Annotated in this window: 22 protein-coding genes; 1 reads left to right on the top strand and 21 read right to left on the bottom strand. The window is 50.5% G+C overall.

Going from position 1 to position 25442, the window contains the following annotated elements; all coding sequences use genetic code 11:
- Positions 1-18: 18 nt before the first annotated feature.
- From VIS48_14875 to VIS48_14780, 20 genes are all read right to left on the bottom strand, one after another.
- Positions 19-1419 (bottom strand): cytochrome c, encoded by a 1401-nt coding sequence (locus tag VIS48_14875; protein ID HEY9167435.1) that lies wholly within the window; start codon positions 1417-1419, stop codon positions 19-21.
- A 19-nt stretch (positions 1420-1438) separates the two neighbouring features.
- Positions 1439-2404 carry a protoheme IX farnesyltransferase gene (locus tag VIS48_14870; GenBank protein ID HEY9167434.1) on the bottom strand — a complete coding sequence of 322 codons (966 nt, stop codon included), beginning with the start codon at positions 2402-2404 and terminating at the stop codon, positions 1439-1441.
- 9 nt (positions 2405-2413) lie between these two features.
- A complete protein-coding gene (coxB, locus tag VIS48_14865) occupies positions 2414-3055 on the bottom strand; it encodes a cytochrome c oxidase subunit II (GenBank protein ID HEY9167433.1) in 642 nt (213 codons plus the stop codon).
- Positions 3056-3062: 7 nt separating this feature from the next.
- Positions 3063-3362, bottom strand: a complete 300-nt coding sequence (locus VIS48_14860; GenBank protein HEY9167432.1) for a cytochrome C oxidase subunit IV family protein — start codon at positions 3360-3362, stop codon at positions 3063-3065.
- Between the two features lie 9 nt (positions 3363-3371).
- Entirely contained in the window at positions 3372-4010 is a 639-nt protein-coding gene (locus VIS48_14855) for a cytochrome c oxidase subunit 3 (GenBank protein ID HEY9167431.1), read from the bottom strand.
- Positions 4007-5632: a cbb3-type cytochrome c oxidase subunit I gene (locus VIS48_14850; protein HEY9167430.1), complete on the bottom strand. Its 1626-nt coding sequence runs from the start codon at positions 5630-5632 to the stop codon at positions 4007-4009. The genes VIS48_14855 and VIS48_14850 overlap by 4 nt, the downstream gene beginning before the upstream one ends.
- On the bottom strand, positions 5632-6447 hold the full coding sequence (locus VIS48_14845) for an SCO family protein (protein ID HEY9167429.1): 816 nt from the start codon (positions 6445-6447) through the stop codon (positions 5632-5634). The genes VIS48_14850 and VIS48_14845 overlap by 1 nt, the downstream gene beginning before the upstream one ends.
- The gene (locus VIS48_14840) at positions 6434-7420 is read right to left on the bottom strand and encodes a cytochrome c (protein ID HEY9167428.1); all 987 of its coding nucleotides are present in this window, start codon (positions 7418-7420) and stop codon (positions 6434-6436) included. The genes VIS48_14845 and VIS48_14840 overlap by 14 nt, the downstream gene beginning before the upstream one ends.
- Positions 7421-7500: 80 nt before the next feature.
- Positions 7501-8691: a quinol:cytochrome C oxidoreductase gene (locus tag VIS48_14835; protein ID HEY9167427.1), complete on the bottom strand. Its 1191-nt coding sequence runs from the start codon at positions 8689-8691 to the stop codon at positions 7501-7503.
- Positions 8688-9830 carry a quinol:electron acceptor oxidoreductase subunit ActD gene (locus tag VIS48_14830; GenBank protein HEY9167426.1) on the bottom strand — a complete coding sequence of 381 codons (1143 nt, stop codon included), beginning with the start codon at positions 9828-9830 and terminating at the stop codon, positions 8688-8690. Before VIS48_14830 ends, VIS48_14835 begins: the two co-directional genes overlap by 4 nt.
- Entirely contained in the window at positions 9823-11205 is a 1383-nt protein-coding gene (gene nrfD / locus VIS48_14825; protein ID HEY9167425.1) for an NrfD/PsrC family molybdoenzyme membrane anchor subunit, read from the bottom strand. Before nrfD ends, VIS48_14830 begins: the two co-directional genes overlap by 8 nt.
- 13 nt (positions 11206-11218) lie before the next feature.
- Complete coding sequence (locus tag VIS48_14820) at positions 11219-14308, bottom strand: TAT-variant-translocated molybdopterin oxidoreductase (GenBank protein HEY9167424.1); 3090 nt, start codon at positions 14306-14308, stop codon at positions 11219-11221.
- Positions 14309-14515, bottom strand: coding sequence for a hypothetical protein (locus VIS48_14815; GenBank protein ID HEY9167423.1), 207 nt, complete (start codon positions 14513-14515; stop codon positions 14309-14311).
- A gap of 13 nt (positions 14516-14528) precedes the next feature.
- Positions 14529-15098, bottom strand: a complete 570-nt coding sequence (locus VIS48_14810) for a cytochrome c3 family protein (protein ID HEY9167422.1) — start codon at positions 15096-15098, stop codon at positions 14529-14531.
- Between the two features lie 360 nt (positions 15099-15458).
- Complete coding sequence (locus tag VIS48_14805; protein ID HEY9167421.1) at positions 15459-15947, bottom strand: acetyl-CoA carboxylase biotin carboxyl carrier protein subunit; 489 nt, start codon at positions 15945-15947, stop codon at positions 15459-15461.
- Positions 15947-17452, bottom strand: coding sequence for an acetyl-CoA carboxylase biotin carboxylase subunit (locus VIS48_14800; protein ID HEY9167420.1), 1506 nt, complete (start codon positions 17450-17452; stop codon positions 15947-15949). The genes VIS48_14805 and VIS48_14800 overlap by 1 nt, the downstream gene beginning before the upstream one ends.
- 37 nt (positions 17453-17489) lie before the next feature.
- On the bottom strand, positions 17490-19847 hold the full coding sequence (locus VIS48_14795) for an endonuclease MutS2 (protein HEY9167419.1): 2358 nt from the start codon (positions 19845-19847) through the stop codon (positions 17490-17492).
- On the bottom strand, positions 19844-20365 hold the full coding sequence (locus VIS48_14790; protein HEY9167418.1) for a CvpA family protein: 522 nt from the start codon (positions 20363-20365) through the stop codon (positions 19844-19846). The genes VIS48_14795 and VIS48_14790 overlap by 4 nt, the downstream gene beginning before the upstream one ends.
- Before the next feature lie 4 nt (positions 20366-20369).
- On the bottom strand, positions 20370-20822 hold the full coding sequence (locus tag VIS48_14785; GenBank protein HEY9167417.1) for a GatB/YqeY domain-containing protein: 453 nt from the start codon (positions 20820-20822) through the stop codon (positions 20370-20372).
- Complete coding sequence (locus VIS48_14780; GenBank protein HEY9167416.1) at positions 20822-21499, bottom strand: SDR family oxidoreductase; 678 nt, start codon at positions 21497-21499, stop codon at positions 20822-20824. Before VIS48_14780 ends, VIS48_14785 begins: the two co-directional genes overlap by 1 nt.
- Before the next feature lie 679 nt (positions 21500-22178).
- On the opposite strand from VIS48_14780, the gene VIS48_14775 reads away from it, so the two are divergent.
- On the top strand, positions 22179-24242 hold the full coding sequence (locus VIS48_14775) for a M13 family metallopeptidase (protein HEY9167415.1): 2064 nt from the start codon (positions 22179-22181) through the stop codon (positions 24240-24242).
- Between the two features lie 198 nt (positions 24243-24440).
- On the opposite strand, the gene purM is transcribed toward VIS48_14775, so the two are convergent.
- The gene (gene purM, locus VIS48_14770; GenBank protein ID HEY9167414.1) at positions 24441-25436 is read right to left on the bottom strand and encodes a phosphoribosylformylglycinamidine cyclo-ligase; all 996 of its coding nucleotides are present in this window, start codon (positions 25434-25436) and stop codon (positions 24441-24443) included.
- Positions 25437-25442 lie beyond the last annotated feature (6 nt).

Raw genomic sequence — 25442 nt, 5'->3', positions numbered from 1 at the left:
TCGGCTCATCGTTTGGCCTTAGATCTTAGCCTTTGTCGTATCCTTGCCCGCAGCTTGCGGATGTGATTTCAGATAAACGCCCATAATATATTCCGCGACCGCCTTGACTTCGGCCGGCTTCAAGCCCTGGTTCGGCATGGGCGGATATCCCGCCACAACCTGGCGCGGGTTCATGATAAAATCTTCGAGTGAATCCATCTTCCCAACAAAATTCGGAAGAGTCTGGTTGTACGGTGGTCCGACAAGCCTGATATCGAATCTATGACATGCGCTGCAGCGGCCGCTATAAATGTCTTCCCCGCTAACTACTGGTGCTGCCGTCTCAGGATTCAGCTCCGCCAGCATCGTCTCATATCTCTGACCAAGCACCTGATCATGATTCCTTGTAGCGTAACTGAGAGCTATTTCGTCTTTGGCTGCCCAGATGACCACCATCAATATGACTCCCACGAATATGTAATGGCCGACGTTGACATCCGACTCTTTGATCATAGAATAAAAAAGATGGAGCAGGATGAAGGCTAACAGCAGCGATACTCCGGCCAGCCCGAAAGTTGCAGACGATATGCCTGTCTGCGGGAGACTCCGGATGTCGAAGAAAATCAGAACCGGCTCCAGCGCAACGGCAACAAGCCCGACAGGAAGCACCAACCTTTTCACGAAAGATCTGTACTCTTCGTCCGCCGAAATCGCTATCCCTTTCTCCCATTTGAAGAAGAAGAAAAGGACCGAAGCGCTTGCAATCAGGAGGGCGGATACGAGATAGTTAAGGAGACTCACAAATGTTCCGCCCGACAAAAGGATCGTCACGAATTCCGACGATGCCCACCCCGACGGATGAAATGCATATCGAACTGAGCCGACGAATATCCATGTAGCGATCCATAATAGTATTGCCGCCCTCCGGCCCGCCCTCATGCGTGCGGAGGCCGCCTTCCGCCCAAACGCCTCGAAGTCGTCCGCTACATTGCTGTCAATTTCGTTCCTGTGAGAACCTGCTAATTTTCCGTAGGCGTTGTAGATGGAGTCCAGGTGAAAAGACTTCTTGTAAGAAACCAAGAAGTAAAACCCCGTAAAATAAAATACTGCCGCCGCTGTCAGGAAGAGCGGGATCCCGATATCAGTTCCGGAAAAGAGCTGGGTGTACGCCAGAATAATTGTGATGAGTGGAATTACTGCGAGTGAGATCACTACTCCCGGCCCTGGAGCAGCCAGGTCGGCGAGATCGCGTGCGAATCTCGAAAACGTTCCATGCCCCTTCCTTCGCCCGTATGAATCGAGAACGGCCGAAGCAGTCGATGCGATTAGTGCTATACTCGAATACGTGACGATCAAGATCGAAACGACGACGAGAAGGTATCGAAGAAGTGCCAGATGTTCTGTTGATTCTGGAATGACGAGTCGCGAAAGAAAATTCATTTAGACCGAACCTCCGCCATTATATGAACCTCAAAACTTTGTCGATCATTACGATCAGTGTCACAGCGAGGACATAAATATTAATTTTAAGGAATGCCGTCTTGTCGATCCGTTTGTCTCCCTTTCCGGGAACGATTTGATACGTTCCCTTAACAAGCCAGGCACCAAGAGAAGCGAGAGCAAGTGCGACAACCGGACCTCCGGTCAACCCTGAGATGACGAACGCGGCGGAGGACGCCACGAGAACGATGATCGAGGCGAATGTGAGGATCCCAAATGCAGATTTGCTCAGGTACTTGCCGATCACCGGGAAGCCTGCGCGCTCGTAATCGGTCTGGTAAATATCCATGAGGAGCCAGAAATGAGGAATCTGCCAGACAAAGAAGAAGCTCGCAACAGAGAGGAGTCTGCCGTCGACGACATTTCCTCCAGCCGCCGCCCAGCCGGCGATCACCGGAAGAGACCCGACAAGAGAACCGGGGATGACCGCGAAGGCGGTCACTTTTTTCAGAGGCGTGTATATGGCGTTGTACCAGAGAAACGCCATGAGCGAAAAGCCAAGAGCGGGGAGGTTTGAAGTCGCGTACACAAGCGCGCTCCCCGAAACCGCGAGCACAATAGTTAGCCAGAGAGCCACCGAAGGTCTGACGGTTCCAGCGGGCAGAGGACGCCTGCTCGTGCGGTGCATTAGAGAGTCCGTGTGTCTTTCCTGGTAGTGGTTCAATACGGCCGAACCACACGACAGGATAAAAATTCCGAGCACCGGCAGGATGAACGAGAGCGAAAAACTGCTCGAAGCCAGAATGTATCCGAACATCGCCGACATTCCGACGAAAAAAGTGATCCTGATTTTTATCAGCTCAAGAAACGCATCGACAAGCTCGCGCAGTCTTCCTGAACTTAAGAGCGAATTGGCAACGATAGTTCTCGTATTGTAATCACGCTCGATCGTATCTGCGATCGCTCGCTGATTGGGTTCTGCCACGCTCATCGCCTACTTACCTGCCGCTGCATTTACGACAGGAGTTTGAGGTACGCCCTTTATTATCCATTTGTCAAACTGGCCCGCAGGCATCACGACCATTTTCGTGGCCATTAATGCGTGGTTGAGCCCGCAGTACATGCTGCATGTGATCTCGTATGTCCCGGTCTCCTCGGGATACAACACCATTTCCCTGACCCGTCCCGGGAGGACATCTTGTTTCTCACGAAAAGCAGGTATATAAAATCCATGGATGACGTCGAGGGAAGTCATGAGGAACTTGACCGGACGACCTTGAGGGAGATAAAGTGTATCGGAGGTCTTCCCGTTTTCATACTGGAAACTCCAGTTCCACTGTCTCGCGATGACTTTCACCGGCATGGCGTTACTCGGGACTATCAGCGTCTGCAGATACCCCTCCCAACCGAAATAGAACATCACCATGACCAGTCCGATCGGAACGACAGTCCAGATTACTTCGAGTGGTACATTCTCTCGGATGTTTACGGCGCGTGGGTGTCGCTTCTTGTTGTACTTGTACGCGAAATAAAGCATTACGCCCACGACGAGTACCAGGAGTATCACGTCCGTCACCACGATAAACTTCATGATATCGTCTACAGCGAGGGCGTGGTGTTGTGCATCCGGAAGCATTAGGGCCTCACCTCCTGAAAAACATATCAGAAAACGTGAGAGAGAAAATCACAATCAAGGTGAATCCGGCAATGGCAAGAAATACTTTGAATATCTTCTCCTCAAATTTTATATGCATAAAAATATTCACCACAAGTGAGGCTTTCGATAAAGCGATCAGAAGTGCCACGACGACAGTGAATGCGGCGAGATTTATTCCTGAGACGACCGCCGTCGTAGCGGTAAGCGCGATGAGGGCGAGCCACACGAGAATGTATGTTCCATAATTAATTGGTTCAGAATGCTTCTTGGTTTCGTGAGATTCCATTCACAATCCTCAGTTGATCAAATAGAAAAGTGGGAAAAGGAAAATCCAGATGATATCGACAAGGTGCCAGTATAATCCTGCGTTCTCGAGTTTAATGAAATCGTTGCTGGTGATCTTGTTCCTGAGCAGGAATACAAGCATGAAGCTCAGCACTATCATCCCGGCGATTACATGAAGTCCGTGAAGACCCGTCATCGTGTAGTAGAGACCGAAAAAGAGAATCTCGCCGTTACTCCTGCTCAACAGAACCGGCGACGCGGGATAGATGCCCTTCGCAATTTCGGATGTCCACTCGAAATATTTTACGATCAGAAACACGAAGCCAAGGAGAATGGTCGATGACAGGAATCCTGCCGACAGCCATTTCTTCCCGCGCTGAATAGCGGCAATCGAGAGGACCATGGTTAAACTGCTGGTGAGAAGCACCATTGTGTTCAGCGTGCCGAGCAGAGTGTGAGTTTCGAGTCCTGCTTTGTGAAAATCTGCCGAGTGGAGATATCGGTAGACGGAATATACGAGGAACAGCCCCGCGAAAAGGAGCAGCTCTGTCAGGAGGAAGAGCCACATCCCCATTTTTGCGCCTTCGATATCTTTATGATGCGCCTCGTGAGCGACGGCAGGGTGAATCGATTCACTAAGCTGGCTCAATTGTCCGCCTCCGGATGATAATAGGGTTCATGTGTAATCACCGGAATATGCTCGAAGTTTTCAGTCGGCGGCGGCGACGGGATCGTCCACTCGAGAGTTGTACCACCCCATGGGTTATCGCCGCATCTCTCTCCGCGGAAGATCCCGTGGATGAGATTCACGAACATGAGTATCAGTCCGGTGACGAGTATCCACGAGCCGACGACCGAAATCCGCTGCCATGTTTCGTACTGGATGAGATATGTAAAATATCTCCGCGGCATTCCCTCGTAACCGAGAACCAGCATCGGGAAATAGAGCATATTGAATCCAACGAACAGGATCCCGAGAGCCCAGTTCGCGATCTTCCTGCTGTACATCCTGCCAAACATTTTCGGGAGCCAGTAATGCAACGCGCCGAAAAAGATGAACACGCCGCCGCCGAAGATTATATAATGGAAATGCCCGACGACAAAATAAGTGGCGGTTACGTGCTGGTCCGTTGCGAGCGAGCCGAGCACGAGCCCGGTCAATCCTCCGATCGAAAAGAGGAACACGAACGCCATCGTATAGAGAAAGGGCGGCTGCAGATCGATCGAACCCTTGTACATCGTCGCGACCCAGTTAAATACTTTGATCCCGCTGGGAATCGCGACCAGAAAGGTAAGAAGCGAGAAGACGAAATCGGCGGTTGTCGTCATACCTGCAATGAACATGTGGTGGCCCCATACGAGATAACCTATAAAGGCTATCGCGAGACTCGACATCGCGACCATCTTGTATCCGAAAATCGTTCTGTGAGAAAATGTCGCGATTATTTCAGAGACGACACCCATCGGCGGAAGGATCATTATGTATACCGCCGGGTGAGAGTATATCCAGAACATATGCTGGTACAGTACCGGATCTCCGCCTTTTGAGGGGTCGAATATTCCGACGCCAAAAATCCTTTCGACAATAATGAGCAGGAGAGTGATAGCCAGAACCGGAGTCGCTATCACCTGGATCCAGGCTGTGGCATACAATGCCCAGACAAACAGCGGCATCTTGAAGAACGTCATTCCCGGAGCTCGCAGCCGGTGGATCGTTGTCAGGAAATTCATCCCGGTCAGTATCGACGAGAATCCAAGAATGAACACACCAAATACCGCCATTGTGACATCGGTGCCGGTTCGCACACTGTATGGAATGTAAAATGTCCAGCCTGTATCGGGAAGACCGTGCTGAAATAGTGAAAGGAGAATTACAATGGCGCCTGTTACATACAGGTACCACGATAAAAGATTCAACCTCGGAAAAGCAACATCTCTCGCGCCGATCTGGAGGGGAAGGAAGAAGTTTCCAAGCGTGGCAGGTATCCCGGGGATCACGAACAGGAATATCATGATCACGCCATGGAGAGTGAAGAGGGCGTTGTAATCCTGCGCGTCGAAAAGTTTACCACCCGGCTGAAGCATCTCGAGTCTCATCAGGACTCCGAGGATCACGCCGACGCTGAAGAATGTGAAGAGTGAAATCAGATAGAGAATTCCAATTCGCTTATGATCTGTGGAAAAAATCCAGGCGGCGATTCCCTTTCTCTTCCCCTCGTTCCTAAGATATCCTTCCGCAACGTCCTGAGGGCGTAATGCTACATCTGCCATTAACTTAACACCTTGGTCCTTCCAACTTTCTTTTTTGATTTCAGGAAGATGATAAACCCTGCCAGAAACACGAGGGTGCTCACTCCGACTATCTGCATTATGTTGAAAACGAGCTGGTTGCTCTGCGGATCGTGACTGAAGCAAACGGCCAGGACACTGCTTATGATCTTCTCTGGCGTGCCCGCGTTCGCTTCCATCAGTGCCATCTTTAAGTCTACAGGCGTGAACGTGGTTCCCTGGATATACCTGATGAGTTTGCCTTCCTTGTCCACCACGATCAGTGCTGTGGGATGCGTGAACTTCAAGTGCTCATCCCGCTTGAAGTAGAACCCCAGAGCGTTTGTCAACGTGTGAATCGTAGCGCTGTCGCCAGTAAGAAATCTCCAATCGCTTGAAGGAAAAGATCTCTTCATGAGTCCCCAGTATTGTTCCTTCTTAGCGGAAGCGACGTCCGGTTTATCATCCGGATCGAAACTGATTGTTGCGACTCGGTAGTCCTTTCCGGGTTCAGCGTTTACCCTGTCGAGGACATCCGCCAGCCCTGCGAGCACATTGTCGCAAATCCCGGGACATGTGTAGTATGCCATGTCGATGATGAGCGGTTTTCCATCAGCGATCTGACGGAGAGTTATTGCCTGGCCGCGCTCGTCAGTAAATGAGAGATTAAGCGGAATTGTCTCCCCGAGTTTCTCATCGATCCCAACTTCAGTATGCTTGGGCGGCACCTCGGCAAATACCGACATGCCGTTGAAAAGTATCGTGAGGACCACGACAGCAGAAAGTTGGGGAATGGTTCCGGACTTAACCTTTCGCATCTTGACTTCCAGAAAGATTTTGATTTGAAAAAAGGGCTTTGAGATAATTGTAGAGAATCTGCATCTGCTGTGTATTAAGTTGTGCAACCTTCGGATCGAATCCATTCTGTACCGCATCTTGTGTAACTATGTTAACAAAATCAGACTGACTTTTGCTCCAGAACCCGGAGCCGGCCAGCATGTCGAGGGCTCGTCGTTTGTCAGCTACAACTCCATTGAATATCTTGCTGCCGTCGTCAGCCGGATGTACAGAGACGTACGCCATTACAGCGGTCGCAGTCCGAACCTGTGGGATCGCACTTTCTTCGATTTGCCTCACGGCGTCGTTTACGGTTATGTGAATAGCCGGAGCCTGAACCTTTTCGAGGTGGTAAGTCTTGTTCATAGCTTCGAGCTGCTCAGGCGTATCTTTCGGAAATTCTCCGAAGGAAGATCTGATATAATCGATGATTGCGAGCCGGTCGCTTGCGGGAAGGCTTCCCGCAAAGGAAACCATCGCACTTCCCGGAATACCCTCCGAAACGGTTTTGAACATCTGCGAGAGAAGTCGTCCGTTTTTCCACCCGGTGCTCGACTGGAAATCACGCGGCTTGGGATTTAAAGATGCAGACGCCGGACCATCCCCCTTTCCACCGAGTCCATGGCAAGGCGAGCAATCGACCTTGAATAGTTGTCCGCCCTTATCAAGCTGGGGCTTGGATGGTTGGAGGAGAGTGGACAAGTCGATCTTGGTACCCGAGCTTGCTGGACCGGGAGGCATGCTGTCGATGGGCGCGTTGTATAATGAATCGACGGCGATATCGGGCGAAATAGAATTACGGTTCACCATATTTTCACGGTGGATGTACAGCATCCCGAGCGCCGTCAACACGCTCAAGAAGTAAACATAGAAAAGAGGTGAGAGCCAAACTTTCCTAACAAAGACTGACTGCCTCTCGCGCTCGGCTTCATGTTCCCTGTTCTCGATGCTCACTCTGGTTCTTCCTTTTTCATCATCGATCCATTATCAATTTCGTATTTGCTGCTGACCATTTGACCTGCTGTCCTGCTTTCTCAAATATGAAACTCCAGCCCCCTCTTCAGCTTCGGATCGCCCACCGGAACGAGGTTATTCTTCCGTCCTTTCAGTCCGAAAACAGTGAGAATTATTCCAACCGAAAGGACCGGGAAAGCAATTTCACTCCAACCGAAGGTCGCCGAAGAGGTATTGTATACAGGCATTACCATCCAGTAAATGTCGATTGCGTGCGCGACGAGAAGCCAGATGGACATGAACACAAGCCGCTTCGGATTCATCTTTGAATCGCGCGTAATGAGCGCGAAGAACGGCACTATGAATTGGAACAATACAAGCACGATGGATACAATCGCCCAGCTGCCGTGGATTCTCGGTATGAACCACAACGTCTCTTCCCTCAGATTCCCGTACCATTGCAGCATGAACTGGCTGAAACCTATATACGCCCAAAAATTTAAGAACGCAAATAGAAGCGCGCCCAGGTTGTAATAATGATCGGGAGTCAGCTTAACCGGAAAATTATTTTTTTCATTTAACAAAACGATAAGGAGAGTTGCAAACGCCATCGATGCGACCGCGGAGCCCGCAAAGAGATAGACTCCAAAAATTGTCGAGAACCAATCAGGTACAAGGCTCATCAACCAGTCGATAGCAAAAACCGTGATCGTCAACGCAAAGATCGGCATGAAAGCGGCAGACAGCCTGATATTCTTGGTTGTCAGGTTCTGGTCCCGGGATTTGTCCTGTAGTTTTGAGTTGCGTATTACCAGAAAGTAAAACAGAAGCCAGACCGCAAAAACGATGACAGCTCGAACGACAAAAAACGGGACGTTAAGATAAGGAGCCCTGAGAAGCATCGACGGATCACTTTTGAACGCTCCTCGGTGGGCCCACTCGAAGACAGTCCCGATATTGAATAGAAGCGGGAGTGCAAGGAAAATCAAGTAAGGTATCACGCCCGCCAGGAATTCAAATGGTCTCCTCATCGGGGTACTCCAGATTGCCGAGCTCACATACTCCACTCCAACCCAGAAAAAAGCGCCGATTCCAATCGTCGTCACGTAGGTCAATGTCATAATCAATCCGAAGAACGCGTGTTTCAGGTTTGAGACAAACGAGACGACAGTCAGAACGATGCCGACGAACAATAGAACCTGACCGATTTTCGAATAAGATGCGGGAACCCTGACGGGATTTTGAGAAGAAGATCGATCTGAAATATTCATTTCGTGCTCGCTCCCTCCGCATGATTTGCCTTTTGAAGGGCGCGGATGTACCAGATTATCGCCCAGCGCTCGTCTCTCGGGATCTGTCTCGAGTATGCTGGCATCACTCCCTGGTAGCCATTCGTTATGACTTCATAAAAAAGTCCGTCAGGAGCAAGCCTTAGACTATCGGATTGCAGACTCGGCGGATTTGGGAACTGGCCTTGAAGGCGGCTGTCACCCTCGGCGAAATAACCGTGACATGGACTGCAATACGTGTTGAAGTCTCTTTGTCCCACTTCCATCACATGCGAGGTCGGAAGAATAGGATTCTTTATATATTTCCCTGCGGAGACGAGATCATTGGTAAACTCATACGGCATCTGGTTCCTCGCCACGGTGCCATCAACCGGCGGCCTCATTCCGAAACCGTCCTGGTAGAAAGCGCTCCGCGTTTCAGGATTGACTTTTTCCTGGTCGTTGAGCGAGCTCCACGGCCGCATGAGGAGCATCTTATTAAGTCCGAAATATGCTGCGCCGGAAGAGGCGATGGCCACGATTATGATTGCCGCTATGAACTTCGGATCGAGGACAGCTTCCTTGAGGGAAATTGTCTTCACATCATAAAACGCAATTTCAACTTTCAGAGCGCCGAGGCTTTCGAGGAGTGCCCGGGTTTTCCTCTCGTCGAATTTCGGATCGGCAGCCTCGATGCAGACGCCAAAACTGTCGTCTGAGACGCGTTTCAGAAACTCCGTATCTTGCAGTGGGTGACTGTTGCGCGGCAATCCGAGCCAGATCGCAAGCAAAGCAATCACTGTCGACACGGCGCTGAATAAAACTCCCATCTCGAACATGAGCGGCACGTAAGACGGCCACGCAAAATACGGTTTCCCTCCCACCCAGAGAGGATAATCGACTGAATTTGTCCACCAGGTGAAAAGTAGAAGTGATACGACACCAATCATTGACAGGACGAACGTCACCACGCCGATTCGGGACGGTTTCAATTTCATCGCATTGTCAAGTCCATGAATCGGGTACGGGGTGTACGTATCGAACTTCTTGTACCCTTCACCCGCAACCGCTTTCGACGCGGCAAGCACTTTACCGGGCTCGTTGAAGAGTGCGGTTATGCCGTATAATTTCCTCTCACTCATGTCCGGCACCGTTATGTTGTGCGGCGGGATGAGCCGATTCTGTGACACCTTTTATTTCAGACATGGAGATTACAGGAAGAGTTCGTGAGAAAAGCAAAACGAGCGTGAAGAACAATCCGAAACTACCGATTAGAATCCCGAAGTCAAAAATCGTCGGCGTGTAAATGTGCCATGACGAAGGAAGGAAGTCTCTATAAAGGGACGTCACGATGATTATATATCTCTCGAGCCACATGCCGACATTGATAAGGAGCGAGATCACGAAGAGGACGGGGACCGACCTTCTCACTTTCTTGAACCAGAAAAGCTGTGGGATAAAAACATTGCAGGCCATCGTCACCCAGAAACCAACCGCGTAATGCCCCGTCGCGCGTGCGATAACGAGATACCAGTCCACCGGGTCGCCGCTGTACCAAGCGATAAACGGCTCAAGCAGATACGCATAAGCAACCATCATGCTTGTGAGCAATGTGACTTTCGCCATCTTGTCGAGGTGATCTTTGGTTATGATATGCTCGAGGTCGAATACTTTTCGGACAATTATCAAAACAGTCATTACCATTCCGAATCCAGAAAAGATTGCTCCGGCGACAAAGTACGGCGGGAAAATAGTCGTGTGCCATCCCGGCAATATCGAGACGGCAAAATCGAAACTCACGATGCTGTGTACAGAGAGGACGAGCGGCGTGGCGAGTCCGGCAAGAATCACGTACACTTTCTCGTAATGCTGCCAATGCCTGTTCGAAAATCTCCAGCCGAGACTCAGTATCGAATAAATCGTCTTCTTTATCTTGCTCGCGGTCCTATCGCGCATCGTCGCGAGATCAGGTATCAATCCGACGTACCAGAACATCAACGACACTGTGAAGTAAGTGGAAACGGCGAACACGTCCCAGACGAGCGGCGAATTGAAATTTATCCAGACTCCGTGCTGATTGGGATAAGGGAACACGAAAGGCATGTACCACGGACGTCCCAGGTGAATGACCGGGAAGATTCCTGCGCACATGACGGCAAAGATCGTCATCGCTTCCGCGGTTCGCGCGATTGCGGTCCGCCATCTTTGTCTGAACAAGAACAGGATCGCCGATATCAGTGTACCAGCATGTCCTATTCCGATCCAGAACACGAAATTTGTTATGTCGAAAGCCCATCCTACCGGAATGTTATTCCCCCACATTCCTATGCCGTAATAGAATGTGTAGGCAAGCGCAACTCCGCCCGTCAGGAGCATCGACAAAGTAACCGCAAGCGCGGCGTAAAACTTTTTCGACGGCCGTTTCTCCATGGGTCTTGCGACGGAATCATCCAGCTGGGCGAGAGTTGGATTCCCTTCTACAAGCGGCGGCGATTTAGTGTAGTCGACTACATCCAAGATTGGTCTCCGGTCAGATATTCTTGAGCTTTGCCAGGTAGGTGACGTTGGGCTTGGTGTCCAGCTGTTCGAGAACATAATAACCCAGCGGATGTTCGCGCATCTTGGCTACTTCGGAGGACTTGTCGTTAGCATCACCGAACACGATCGCATCAGCGGGACATGCTTCCTGGCATGCTGTGATGACGTCACTTCCCTTGAACGTGCGCCCGTCCTGCAGGGCTTCCTGGCGTCCCTCGACGATCCGCTGAACACAGAAAGTGCATTTCTCCATGACACCGCGCGTGCGGACGGTGACTTCAGGATTACTCACCAAAGGCGCGGGCTCCATTTCAAAGTAGCCGCCCTCATAATGTTTTCTGAAATTAAAAAAGTTGAATCGCCTGACCTTGTACGGACAGTTGTTGGAGCAATACCGTGTGCCCACGCACCTGTTGTAAACCATCATGTTCAGACCGTCGGGACTGTGAGTGGTCGCGCCAACTGGACAGACGTTCTCACAGGGAGCGTCGTCGCATTGCTGGCAAAGCATCGGCTGCAAACTAATCTTCGGAATAACCGGGTCACCCGAGTAGTAGCGGTCTATCCTGAGCCATTGCATCTCGCGACTCACTGCCACCTGGTCCTTGCCGACGACAGGAATATTGTTTTCGACGTTACATGAAATAACACAAGCGCTGCATCCGGTGCACTTGTTCAAGTCGATGGACATCGCCCACTTGATATCGTTGTAATTGAAATTCTTGTATATCGTTGTCGGTTTCGCCTCTTCGCGCTCTTTACGGATGAAGCCCGGATCCTTCTCAAATTCCTCGACAGTGCCTTCGCGGATAATGCCGCGGCTCGATTGCATCTCTCGCGTCATCGGCTCTTCAATGAAATTGTGCTCCATCGTCGTGATAAGAGGATAACTTTCACCGGACTTGGTGATCTTTGCCCCGGTGTATATCCACGGACTGAAGGAAGCGACAAAACTCACCAGCTCGAGTGCATTCACCCCGACGTCAGAACCGACAGTCCCCGCCTTCTTCCTCCCGTAACCAAGTTCAACAGCAATCAATTTGTCGGCCATCCCCGGCTGGACGAAGACTGGGAGTTTAACTTCGCGTCCGTCAACCAGCACCTCAATCAAATCATTATAGTCGACACCGAGCTGCTTCGCACTCGTCGGTGAAATCGCGGCATAATTGTCCCAGACAACTTTGGTCACAGGATGAGGAAGCTCCTGCAGCCAACCGTTATTCGCAAATCGTCCGTCACCGAGCAGGTAGCTTTCCGCCAGGACCACGGAGTACCCGTTATCGTTTGGCGCGGCTTTAAGAGAGGTGAACGATTCAGTTTTGAAAGTACCAGTCGGTTGCGGCCTGTCAATGTCAACACTTACACCATCGTGAAGCGCGCTGTACCAGAAAGTCTTGAAATCAACGGCGAGTTTCAGCGAAGGATATATCTTCTTCTCCCATGAGTTCATCAGATAGTCGTGGTAAATTGCGTCCCGGTACGTTGCGCTGTTTCCGGAAATCCATGTAAGCAACACGGCTTCTTTTTGTCGCGACTGGAACAACGGATATATCACAGGTTGCTGAAGACTACGGAACCCTGTCCTCGTTTTGAAATCGTTCCATGACTCAAGATCGTGTGTTGTAGGGAGGACCCAATCACTGACTGCTGAAGATTCATTCTCGGCCTGAGCCATTGTAACAACAGCGGGGACTTTGCCCAGGGCGGTAGAATATCCAAGGTCTTGCGGAAAATGAAAAACAGGATTCGTTTCATAATGGATAACTGCTCCAACGTTTCCGTCATTCATTTTGGAAACGAGCCCCTTTAGCTCGTCGGGGGTCGAATAACGTCCTACCGTGACGCGAGATTGATCCGTTCTATAGAGCGAAGTACTTCCAAGAACCTCATTCAGCAAATTGACCGCCACATGGACGGGTTCGGGAAGCCGGTCACCGGCATAAACGATGGAGGTGCTCCTGTATTTAGTCATGTAGCCGACAATACTATCGAGTGTGCTACCGTCAATCCCGTTTTCTGCCGCAAAGGCATTGATTGAATGTCCTTGAAGTGCGCCGACGATATTCTTGTCCAAAGCGAATCTTGAAATCTGTTTTTGAACGACAAATTCATTCAGCAGGGCGAGCACAAATTCGTATTGTAGTGCGGGCTTGAGTCGAAGGCGAATATCCGCATTCATCCCGGTGATGCTCATGCCTGATTCGGCCGACACGAGGCGACTGAAGTTTGGAAGGTCCCCTTTGTTCCTGGTTGAAGCAAACAATCTCGTCTGCTCGATTGTATGCCCTTCGTTGCCGAGAATGTCGGCCTCGAGTGTGAGGATTAATTTTGCCTTGTCCCAGGCTATCAATGGAAAGTCACCTGAGTTGTACGATCTTAGCCAGGCCACCTGCCGGTTTACGTCGTTGAAGAGCTCGTACGAGTAGAGTTTCGTGGTGCGATATTTATCGACGAACTGGTCGAGGATGTCTTTGCCGCTCGGTGACAAAAATGTATGGGCAATGATAGCTATTTCTTTTCCCGCCGACGAAGCGTTTCTCAAAGCATGAATTATCTCTTCGTCAGCAGACGTCCATGACAATGTCGAAAATGATCCGCCGGATTTCTTCTGAGGATCCTTGATCCTCTCAGGATCGTAAAGATTGAGGATGGAGGCCTGACCGCGGGCACAAATCTTTCCCTTGTTAACCGGATGCTCATCGTTCCCATTGATCTTGATCGGGCGGCCTTCCCTGGTCTTGACAAGTATGCCGCACGCGTTCTTGCAGCCTGTGCATGTGGACGCGTAGTAATTGGCAACGCCCGGGATGACTCCTACGGGTTCTTTGTTGTATGGAATCACTTCTCCCTTGTTCTCGTACGATGAGCAGCTTGCCGCCGCGAATGAAGCGGAAGCAGTGAGAAGCGCGAGGAACTTTCGGCGGGAAATATCAGAGAGTCCCGACAACTTGAAATCGTCCGTCACTCCGGCCATGAATTCATTCGCTTTTGCCTCGACGGTCGCGGGATCGTTATGAAATTCCCTGAGACTCTTCCAGTAGAATTGACCTTTCACGGGACCATATTTCTGCGAGTCAGCCATTTAGATTACCTTCTTGTTCCGTTTCACAGCCAATTCATTTATAGCAACTCGTGATTTTGCACCATGAACTCTTGAGGATCTTCGCGAAATTATTTTGAACGGAAGCGAGTTCATTATAATCAGCCCGAGCGTGCCCAGGCCCATGATGCCGAGGATCTTCCTCCTCCGGCGGCCGTCAGCTAATTTCACATTTTCGAATTTTATCATTTTTATTCGCTTCCTATCTATGACACGCGGCGCAGTACGTCGGTCCCGGCTTGACGTTCCGAATATACGAGAGACGAGTGGCCGCATTCCTGTGGCAGTCGAGGCACGCAGACATGACAAATGAAGATACTTGTTTAACAATATCCATATCCTGGACATTGCCGTGACAATCCTGACACCTGATTCCCGTGTTGACGTGAAAGCTGTGGCTAAAATAAACATAATCGGGAAGTTTGTGGACACGCTGCCAGGGAATCGGCTTATTCTCTTCGTAATACTTCGTGAGCTTGACGATTTCCGGGCGGGTCTTCATGGCAATGGTGTGGCAATTCATGCAAGTACTCGGCGGAGGAACGACTGCAATTCTTGACCGATAGACGCCGATGTGGCAGTAGGCGCAATCGATCTTCATTGTTCCTGCATGAAGCTTGTGTGAGAAAGCTATCGGTTGTATAGGCGCATAACCGATACCTTCCCTCGCCGGCCGGGATACGAAATATGTCACGGTCAAAGAGAGAAGCGCGACAAAGACAAGAACCGGAACACGAACCCGGAGCGTGTATTCGAGTAGTGTTCTGTTCATCTAGAAATGCTCACCGGGGAATTGATTACGTACACAATCGGGACAAATTTCAATCGACAGGATAAAGGCCAACGGCGTGAAGCATGATGGCACAGAACTTTCAACTCTGCTCCATAATGGTGAGACATGAAACTAGTATAATATGATGCCATCGCCGTGAAGAGAACTCTCCGCGGGTGATCATCCGAAATTAAACGATTAAAATAGGTTGAGTGATAATATCAGAATACCTTACAACTCTGGTGCTGCTCAACTGCAGTCCTCTCTAAGAACCTCAGCGAAAAATATATATCAGTCATTCATATCTTTCAATACCCCCCGGCGAAAAAAGTTCCTCATTCGGGAGGTGTATGAAAAAATTTAGCGAAGCTTAAGCAGGACCTGGTCCTTTTCGACGGCCATCCCTTCTCTGACCGCGACGCTCTCGACAAATGCGTCCCGCGGAGCTCTGATCTCATTTTCCATCTTCATCGCTTCGAGGATCACCATGGGAGTTCCTCTGGCCACTTTCTCTCCCTCCCTGACGCTGACCCTTACCACCATACCGGGCATCGGGGCTTTCAAATCGGCAGACAATCCTGCATCTGCTTCCGCCGGCCGCAGAGTCCTGAGAAGCAAAGCGCGGTCAGTCAACGCCCTAAAGGAGCTCCTGGTGCCTTGTAAATAGAATTCCGTTGTCCCGGCTTCAGTCGAGTACAACACCTCTCTGATTGAGTCGCCGAGTTTGATTATCATCTTCCCATCGCGGTCGGCCACGATCTGGTAACCTGTAACTTTGCTGTTGATCACCACCGTTCCGTTCTCCGAGAGGAAACGGATGATTTCGTCGCCAATCAGAATTCCAGGCATCAGGAATCGAACCTCCCATCCAGCCATGTCGATCTCTTTGTGACGGTTCCACCTTGGCGTCCGGTTTCGTCGGGATTGCGAGAGAGTTCAGACGCGGCCAGGATCGCCGCGACTTCAAGGCCGTTTCTCTTTCCGCCTGCCATCTGTGCGCCTCGTCCGTTCCACGATTCTTCGACAAAGTGAGTCGAATAGTCACCGCGAATGAAGGCGTCGCTCTCCATCACGAACTTACAGAACGGAATTGTCGTCTCAACTCCCAGGATTACAAACTCACTCAGCGCACGAATCATTTTCCGAATCGCCAAATCTCTCGTGGTATCCAACACGACCAGCTTGGCGATCATGGGATCATAAAAGACAGATATTTCGCTTCCCGTCTCCACGCCTGAGTCTACTCTGACCCAGTTACCGAAAGGCGGACGCACGAGTTTCAACTTACCTGTGACCGGAAGAAAATCATTATAAACGTCTTCGGCGTAGATACGGCATTCGATGGCGTGTCCCTTTCGTTTCACGTCGACCTGCCGGAGATCAACTGCGCGTCCTTCGGCAATATTGATTTGCTCCCTGACGAGGTCCAGGCCGACTGTCATCTCCGTGACAGCATGTTCGACCTGCAGTCTTGTATTCATCTCGAGAAAATAGAATTTACCATCCCCGCCCATTATGAACTCCACAGTGCCGGCGTTCACATAGCCACAAGCTTTTGCAGCATTTACCGCCGCGCTCCCCATTTCTTCCCTCAATTTATCGTCGAGCAGAACCGACGGAGTTTCTTCGATAACTTTCTGATGCCGACGCTGTATCGAACACTCTCTTTCGAAAAGGTGAATGACATTTCCCGACCCGTCTGCGAGAATCTGGAATTCGATGTGCCGCGGATTCGAAACATATTTCTCGATGAAAACTCTACCATCTCCAAATGCCGAAAGCGCCTCCGATTGTGCCCCCCTGAGACTTGAATCGAGCTGACCCCGTTCGGACACGAGTCTCATTCCCTTTCCACCACCGCCCGCGGCCGCTTTGATGATGAGCGGATATCCGATCTGCGACGCGACCTTCACGGCAGCCTGCACATCAGCAACGGGATCTGATGTGCCCGGCACAATCGGGACGCCGCTCTGCGCGACGAGCTTTCTCGCTTCTGTCTTGTCACCCATAGATCTTATTGCCGCATGACCCGGTCCTATGAACACGATTCCGGCCCGTTCAACAGCGAGCGCGAACTCCTCATTCTCCGAAAGGAATCCGTAGCCTGGGTGAATTGCGTCGACCTTTGCCTTCTTCGCGATAGAGACAATTTTATCGATGTCCAGATAAGTCTGGCGCGCGTCATTTCCCCCGAGCGCGTAAGCCTCATCCGCATATGACACAAAAGGCATCGCGATGTCTACGTCCGAGTAAACGGCGACCGATGCTCTCCCCATCTCACGGATCGTGCGCATTATTCGCAGTGCTATCTCGCCGCGATTGGCGACGAGAATTTTCCTGAGGTCTCTTGTCATATGCCGAAGTGGCCGTGCGGGACGACCGCTATCCACCTCACTCTGCTTTGAGTGTTACGATTGTGACTCCCTGTCCACCTTCGCCATACTCGCCGGCTCGAAACGTGGACACAAATGGATGAGTTTTCAGGAGCTGTTCTACTGCCCGCTTCAACGACCCTGTGCCCGTGCCATGAACAATCTCGACTTGTGTGAGCCCGCCAAGATAAGCTGCGTCAAGAAACTTTTCTACCGTGGTTTGGATCTCGTACGGTCTCATTCCCCTGATATCGACCTTTGTTGAAATTCCTGATTGCACGGCGACGGCCGTCTGATCCCTCTTGAGATTTTTTTCCGAGGTTTCGGAGAGTTCGCTTTCGTGAACCCGCATCTTCAATCCGTTCACGTCGACCACGAGCTCTCCCTTGTCATTCGCTCGCTCGGTCACATGCCCGGCAAGAAGAGTGCCTTTGAGTACAACCTGGTCGCCTATGCCGAACCGTTTGTTCTTCGACGTCTCCTTGATTCTCATTTCGGACAGCGACTTCTTGACTTCCTCCGCTTTCGCATGTGCTTCTTTTATGATCTCCCTGTCGGCGTTTGATTCTCGAATCTCTCTCACAAGATTCTCAATCGTGCTGTTGAGTTCACGTGCAATTCTTTCAGATTCTTCGACGGCTTTCGACTTTATCTCGGACGCTTCCTTCCTTGCGCTGTGAACCTTGCGCTCGTATTCCTGGCGCATCGTCTCCGCAAGCTCCTGCTCCTTCTTTATTTCGGCTACCCTGTCCCGCAATTCGTTTTCGAGCTGCTCAACACGTAGGAGGAGATTTTCAAGCTTCGCCCGTCCCTCGCCGACGTATTTGCGGGAGCGATCAATTATGTGCACACTAATTCCCGTACGCTGCGCGATTTCGAAGGCGTAACTCGATCCGGGCCTTCCGAGCACGAGCTTGTAGGTAGGAGTAAGCGTCTTTTGATCGAACTCCATCGCGGCGTTGATCATCGCCTTCGCATCGCTCGCGAAAACCTTGAGTCCGGAATTGTGAGTGGTCACGAAAGACATCGCACCTGCATCACGCAACTCCTCGAGGATCGCAGAGGCGAGCGCGGCTCCTTCGGCAGGCTCGGTCTCTTCCCCGAACTCGTCCACGAGGACGAGAGATTTCTCGTCAGCGGCCGCGAGCACGCCTACAAAATGTTTGATACGGGAAGTGAAAGTACTCAGGTCGTTCTCGATGGACTGCTCGTCGCCAATCTCGGTGAAAATACGCTCGTAGATCGGTAACTCGGTGCCGGGATCAGCGGTAAGCGGTATCGCGGTGAGATTGCAAATAACAAACAGACCCACTGTTTTCAGCGTAACGGTCTTCCCGCCTGAATTCGGTCCGCTTATGACGACAACTCGCGTGGCATCATCGAGAAACATGTCGACCGGTACTACTTTGTCCCTCCCCATTTTGATTGCGAGGAGCGGGTGTCGCGCTTTTACCAGCCTCGGAACGCTCGTAGACCCGACCGCAGGCACTATCGCGGAGAGCCTCATCGCATATGTTGCCCTCGCGTAAAGCGAATCCAAATAAGCAAGCACCTCGACATCTTGAAGGAGCTGATGAACTACGGCCCTCACCCTTTCAGTGAGGTCTTTCAAAATTCTCTCGATTTCTCTCTGCTCCTCAAACTGCAGCGAGATTATCTCGTTATTCAAATCCACGGCTTCCGAGGGTTCAATGAATACCGTCTGACCCGTTGCGCTCGAACCGTGAATCAGACCGGGAATTTGTCTTTTGAATTCAGACTTCACCGGCAGAACCAGTCGTCCATCGCGCTGGGTGAATATGTCATCTTCGGAATACTCCATTTCCGCGAACGAGCGGGCAATCGAAATGATCTTCTTCCTCAGGTTTCCGTGGACACGGTTGAGGCTGATTCGTATCGTGTGAAGCTCCTTGCTCGCTCCATCTCGTACGTTTCCCTCGTCGTCGATCGCCCGGTTGATATTGAACCCCAAAATAGTATCGGGGTACAGCCTGAATCCGATCTCCGATATGTCGGAGAGGTCGTTTTTATGTTTCAGGAGACTTTTTCGTGCGAGATCAACGACGTGGAGCAAATGTGCAACGTTGTGTAGTTCCTTTCCTGAAATGAAGCTACCCTCTTTGGACGCGCGTGCAAGTGAACCCCGGACATCTTTCACTCCTGTCAGGTCCGGGAACACATTTCCCACGCAGAGCGAATGGGCCTGATCGACAAGCCGGTACTCCTTCTCGAGTCCGCCCTTATCGGAAAATACCGGCAGCGAGTCGAAATACTGCGACCCGATCTCAGTTTGACAGATCGACCTCAGGTAAGATAAAAGTTTTGGAAATTCCAGTTTCTCGAACGAGTGTTGAAGTTCTTCCGAGCGTTGGATCATTTATTCTCGGATTGTCCGGAAAAGAAGAATCTGTCTAAATACTCGACGCTTGATCTGGATAGGAACGAACGGTACAGAGTCGGTGCAAATGATTTCAGCGGCTTGTACGAAAACGATCTGTCGAGCGACGGACCGGGCGCCGGTATGTCGAACACTGCGAGAAGCAATAGGAGCAGGCTCAAGATCAGCGCTCCTTCCACGAGACCGAAAACAGCTCCGCCCGTCTTGTCCCAGATCTGGATGATCGAGATTTTCTTGAATGCTCGCGCGAGCATCCCTGCGGCGACAAACAATACTATGAAGATGAGCGAAATGCAGATAACGCCGCTCAGTATGTCGCCGATTCCGACGAGCCTGCTCAAGAATTGTGATAGGTCCATGCCGTATTTTGCGGCAATAATCACTCCACCCAGAAGCGCTGCCAGTGAGAGGACTTTGCTTATCAAACCTTTAGCAAATCCATTCACAGTAAAAGCCACAAGGGCTGTAACGAGAATAATGTCGAACCCGCTTACCATGTTGTCATCCCAGCTTTGCTTTAACTACCTCCTGAACAATTTTGCCGTCGACCTTGCCTTTCAGCTCTTTCATCGCGGCACTCATCAGCTTGCCGAAATCGGCCTGCGTCTTCGCATCGACTTTGACGGCAAGATCAGCCACGAACTTCACGATTTCCTCGCGGCTCATTTGCTTCGGAAGATACTCCTGGACTATTTCAAGCTCTGCCCGCTCTTTGTCCGCAAGATCTTTTCTTCCTGCTTTGTCGAATTCTTCAATTGCCTCTTTGCGCATTTTGGCGGAAGTGAGGAGCACTTGCATTTCATCCTCGGCCGTCACCCCGCTTCCCGTCCCGCGCCTTTCAACCTCTTTCTCGACCAATTTTGTTTTGATCATTCTTAAGGTGTCAAGCCGCCTTGAATCCCGCTTGAGCATGGCGACTTTGATGTGGTTGTCAATGGTCTCTTTTAGCGTCATTATAATTTCCCCGGGAATTTTATTACTGTTCCGTTAGATGAGTCTCCGGCCCCGCACAAGAAAAAGAGCGAGTCGACGATCTCATCGATCGTGACCCACTTGCTCGTGTCAGCTCCGGGCATCCCTTTCCTGTTGCTCTCCGTGTCAATTGTCAATGGCGCCACCGCATACACCGCTATTCCGGAATTCTTGTATTCTTCTGCCGCGGCCTTCGTCAACGCGAGTACCGCCGATTTTGAGGCGACATAAACCGAGTTCCCTTTCCCCGTTCCGAAGACCTGGAGCGAGATGAAATTCACAATTCGTCCGAAGTGTTGTTCTACCATTACGGGAATTACGGCAGCCATGATGTTGAACGTCGGAACGAGATCCATCGAAAGCATCTCGTCTAGTTCATCATTTGTATGTTCGTGAAGTTTCTTTCCACCGAGCCATCCGCCAAGTGCATTAAGAAGAAAATCGACGCTGCCGAATCTCGCTTTCGTGGCGGCAGTCGCCTGATTCGCCGCACCATGATCCGAAAGGTCGACATTTATTGAAAGAAATGAATGGGGAAATCGCGCGAAATTCTCGTCAACACTTTTTTTTCTGGACGCATTTCTGAACACAAGGGCAACGTTGGTCCCGGCGCTAAGGAACGATTCAGCGATCCGAATCCCCACTGCTCCGCCTGTCACAATTGCGGTTTTTCCCTGCAGACTAGTCACTGGTAAAAGTTATTTTCACTCCTCCTAAAATGCAATCTATCTGCGCAGTGTCTTAAATTAGCCGCTTCTATTAAGGCAAAGCACAAATTAGAGACATTATCTTAGACTCGATGCCCTAATGGCTAATGAAATTGCAAATTGCTGACATTGTGAGTTCCATGCTCCGAAGTCAGACAGAGCGCTTGAGTGAGTTACCCAAGAATCACATCCATTCGGATCAAGATGAGACAAATAATCTATTCGAGGGAGCTCGGACCCTTCACTTCAGTCCTTAGAATTTCCGGATAAAGTCACCTTCCCTTCACAGCCCTAGTCGCGAGACTTCAGGGCCACTCCGCCACATGCCGCGGCAGCTTTGGTTCGCTCTTTCGTTCAAAGGAACACTAAATAGATTTCCTCCAATTTCGTCGCGGAACGCTAAAAACCAATGCCGCATTCCCTAAACGGTTGTTAATTGTATCGCGTTTAGTAAATTGAGCAAACATAACAACATTCGATTAGTGTCCACGGAAAGGAATGAGTAGTAAAAAGTTCTCGATCAGGAAGGTTTTTGTTTGCCAAACATGGCCGTGGAATCCTAAACGGTAACCAAAATTGTTCGCGCCCGTCTCTATTTCAATCTTGCCAACACGAATGGAAAGGATCCAAAATGAAATTCTTTCGTTTGAACCTCAGTCAAATCGGGCTGGGGACTCTTATTGCACTCGCGCTATGCTCATTATCGAGCGCGCAGGTTAAAGAAGGTAGTGCCATGATACCACCGCTTGATCCCACCAACATTGACACAACCGTTTCACCGTCTCAGAACTTCTATCTGTACGCTAATGGCGGTTGGCTGAAACGAAACCCCATTCCACCGGAATTCAGCCGCTGGGGGAGCTTTACTGAACTCTACGACCGCAACATGAACATACTCCACTCTATTGCCGAAAAGACTTCTTCACAGGCTAATGCGCCAATGGGAAGTGACGCGCAGCTGGTAGGAGATTTCTACTTCAGCGGAATGGACACGAACACTGTTGAATCGCAGGGGGCCGAACCTCTTACCCCGTACTTAAGGCAGATAGAGTCAATAAAGAACCTCGACGATTTGAGGCAAGTCATTGCAAATCTCCAGAATATCGGAGTGAACATACTATTCCGCTTCTCTTCTGAACAGGACTATAAGAACAGTGAGAGAATGATCGGCTTCGTGCACCAGGCAGGATTGAGTCTGCCCGATCGTGACTATTACACAAAGACCGACAAACAATCCCAGGAAATCCTGGGTGAATACTCGAACTACGTGGAAAAAATGCTCGCACTTCTTGGAGACCCGAATGACACCGCAGCGGATGAGGCCAGTACTATCATGACCATCGAGCACCGCCTGGCTGAAGCATCGATGACTCGTGTTGAGCAGCGCGACCCCAAGGCGACGTACCACATGATGTCACTTACCGAAGTCAACGCAATCACTCCTGACTTTTCATGGAATCGTTATATCGAATCATATAATCTCCATGATGTCAATGAGATAAACGTTTCTCAACCTAAATTCCTTTCGGAAGTCGGAAAAATGCTGGCCGAAATTCCGATCGCGAAATGGAAAGTCTATTTGCGTTGGCACCTGATCAATGCAATGGCGCCATACCTTTCGCAGAAATTCGTCGATGAGAGATTCAATTTCTACGGAAAGGTCCTCACGGGGACCAAGGAGCTCCAGCCGCGATGGAAACGAGTTCTCGGCGAGGTCGACGGATCGATCGGCTTCTCACTAGGTAAGCTTTACGTCGCAGAGAATTTCTCCCCATCGGCAAAGAGTCGTGCACTCGAGATGGTCAATAATCTGGAGGCCGCTTTCTCAGAACGAATAAAGGACCTAAGCTGGATGAGTGAAGCGACTAGAAAGCAAGCACTTGACAAGCTCAAGGCGATAGTTAACAAGATCGGTTATCCGGATAAGTGGAAGTCATATGCTGGACTCAAAATAGACAGAGGCCCCTACGTTCTCAACGTGATTCGGGCAAATGAATTCAATACCGATTATGAGATCAACAAGATCGGCAAGCCGGTCGATCGGACCGAGTGGGGAATGACACCGCCGACTGTCAACGCGTATTACAACCCGTTCATGAACGAGGTAGTTTTTCCTGCCGGCATTATGCAGCCGCCTTTCTTCAACCCGAATGCGGATGATGCGGTCAACTACGGCGGTATGGGTGCGGTCATAGGACATGAGATGACACATGGCTTCGACGATGAAGGAAGCCAGTTCGACGCAAAGGGCAATCTCGCGAACTGGTGGACTGCTGACGACGAGGCGAATTTCAAGAAGAAAGCGGAAATTCTGGTTGACCAGTTCAACGGCTACACTGTCCTCGACTCTCTCCATGTCAACGGGAAACTAACTGAAGGTGAAAACATCGCGGACCTCGGTGGCGTCTCGATAGCGTTCCAGGCATTCGAGAACACTCTGAAAGGAAAATCGCGTCCGGAAAAGATAGACGGATTCACACCCGAGCAAAGGTTCTTCCTTGCATGGGCTCAGATGTGGCGCGAGAATGATACACCCCAGGCGCTGAGGCAGCGGATAATAGTAGACCCGCACTCTCCAAACGAGTATAGGTGCAATGGACCGGTTTCTGATTTCCCTCCATTCTACGATGCGTTTGGATGCAAGCCTGCTGACCCCATGTACAGAGCGGAAGACGTTAGAGCTAAGATCTGGTAATTGTTTGGGCAGCCTGCGAAGGTTTGCGAATCTTCGCAGGTCGCCTCTTATGAATCCTGGTCTTCAAGGTGTGCGCCCCCTGCCGCCTGAGCCACTCACAGTTTCACATCACCTTCCTTGAGATGCAGTAAACTACGGCTCTGCAAATCCGGGAAATCTTATGTGAGACGAGTGGCACGGGTCTTCAAGAAATGTTTTCTATTTTAAAACCTCACCGATTGGAAATGCTGTCTCGCCTTTCTTCTTCAGCGCTGATATCACCTTATCGGCGTCCCGGGGTGGAACAATTATGACCAATCCGATTCCCATATTCAATGTTCGTCTCGCGTCTTCGTCGGGGACATTACCGATTGATTGAATCATTCTGAAGATCGGCGGCACTTCCCAACTTCCCCAGGTTACATTGAACTCATGAGGTTTTCGAATCACCCTGATCGTGTTCCCGACAATTCCTCCTCCCGTAATATGCGACATCCCGTGGACTGTGAACTTCGCGGTGACAAACCTAATCAGTTCAGAATATGACCGGTGTGTTCTCAGGAGCGCTTCTCCGACAGTTTCACCAAGCTCGTCGATGTGAGTGTCGAGATGGTATTGAGACAGCAGCGTTTTCCTCGCAAGCGAGTATCCATTTGTGTGCAGTCCTGTCGATGGTATTCCAAGAAGCACGTCTCCTTTCTTTACCTTACTCCCATCTATCACGCACGATTTATCCACGACGCCGACAATGGTGCCTGCTAAATCGTAGTCTTTTTCCGAATACACGCCAGGCATTTCAGCTGTTTCACCGCCGATGAGTGCGACGCCGTTTTCCCGGCAGGCGGTTGCGAGTCCAGTAATCACCTGTTCCGCTACATCGGCGTTTAGTTTTCCGCACGCAAAATAATCCAGGAAGAAAAGCGGTTTCGCGCCCCCAACCCCGATGTCGTTCACACAATGATTGACGAGGTCCTGACCGATAGTGTCGTGCTTACCCATTTCAATCGCGATCTTCACTTTCGTTCCGACGCCGTCGACGCTCGAAACAAGCACGGGATTTTTGTATCCCTTGAATTTGCCGTTGTAGAATCCGCCGAAGAAACCTATCTCCGACAATACGTCATTATTGAAAGTCCTTTTCGCGAGAGGTTTGATCCTACCGACGAGCTCTTCCGCCTCGTCTATGTTGACGCCGCTTTGTTTATACGTTGTCATGTTGCT

It is taken from the genome of Candidatus Kryptoniota bacterium (genome assembly GCA_036567965.1).
Classification (GTDB): Bacteria; Bacteroidota; Ignavibacteria; order Kryptoniales; family JAKASW01; genus JAKASW01.
This window is presented reverse-complemented; position numbering and strand designations above follow the sequence as displayed.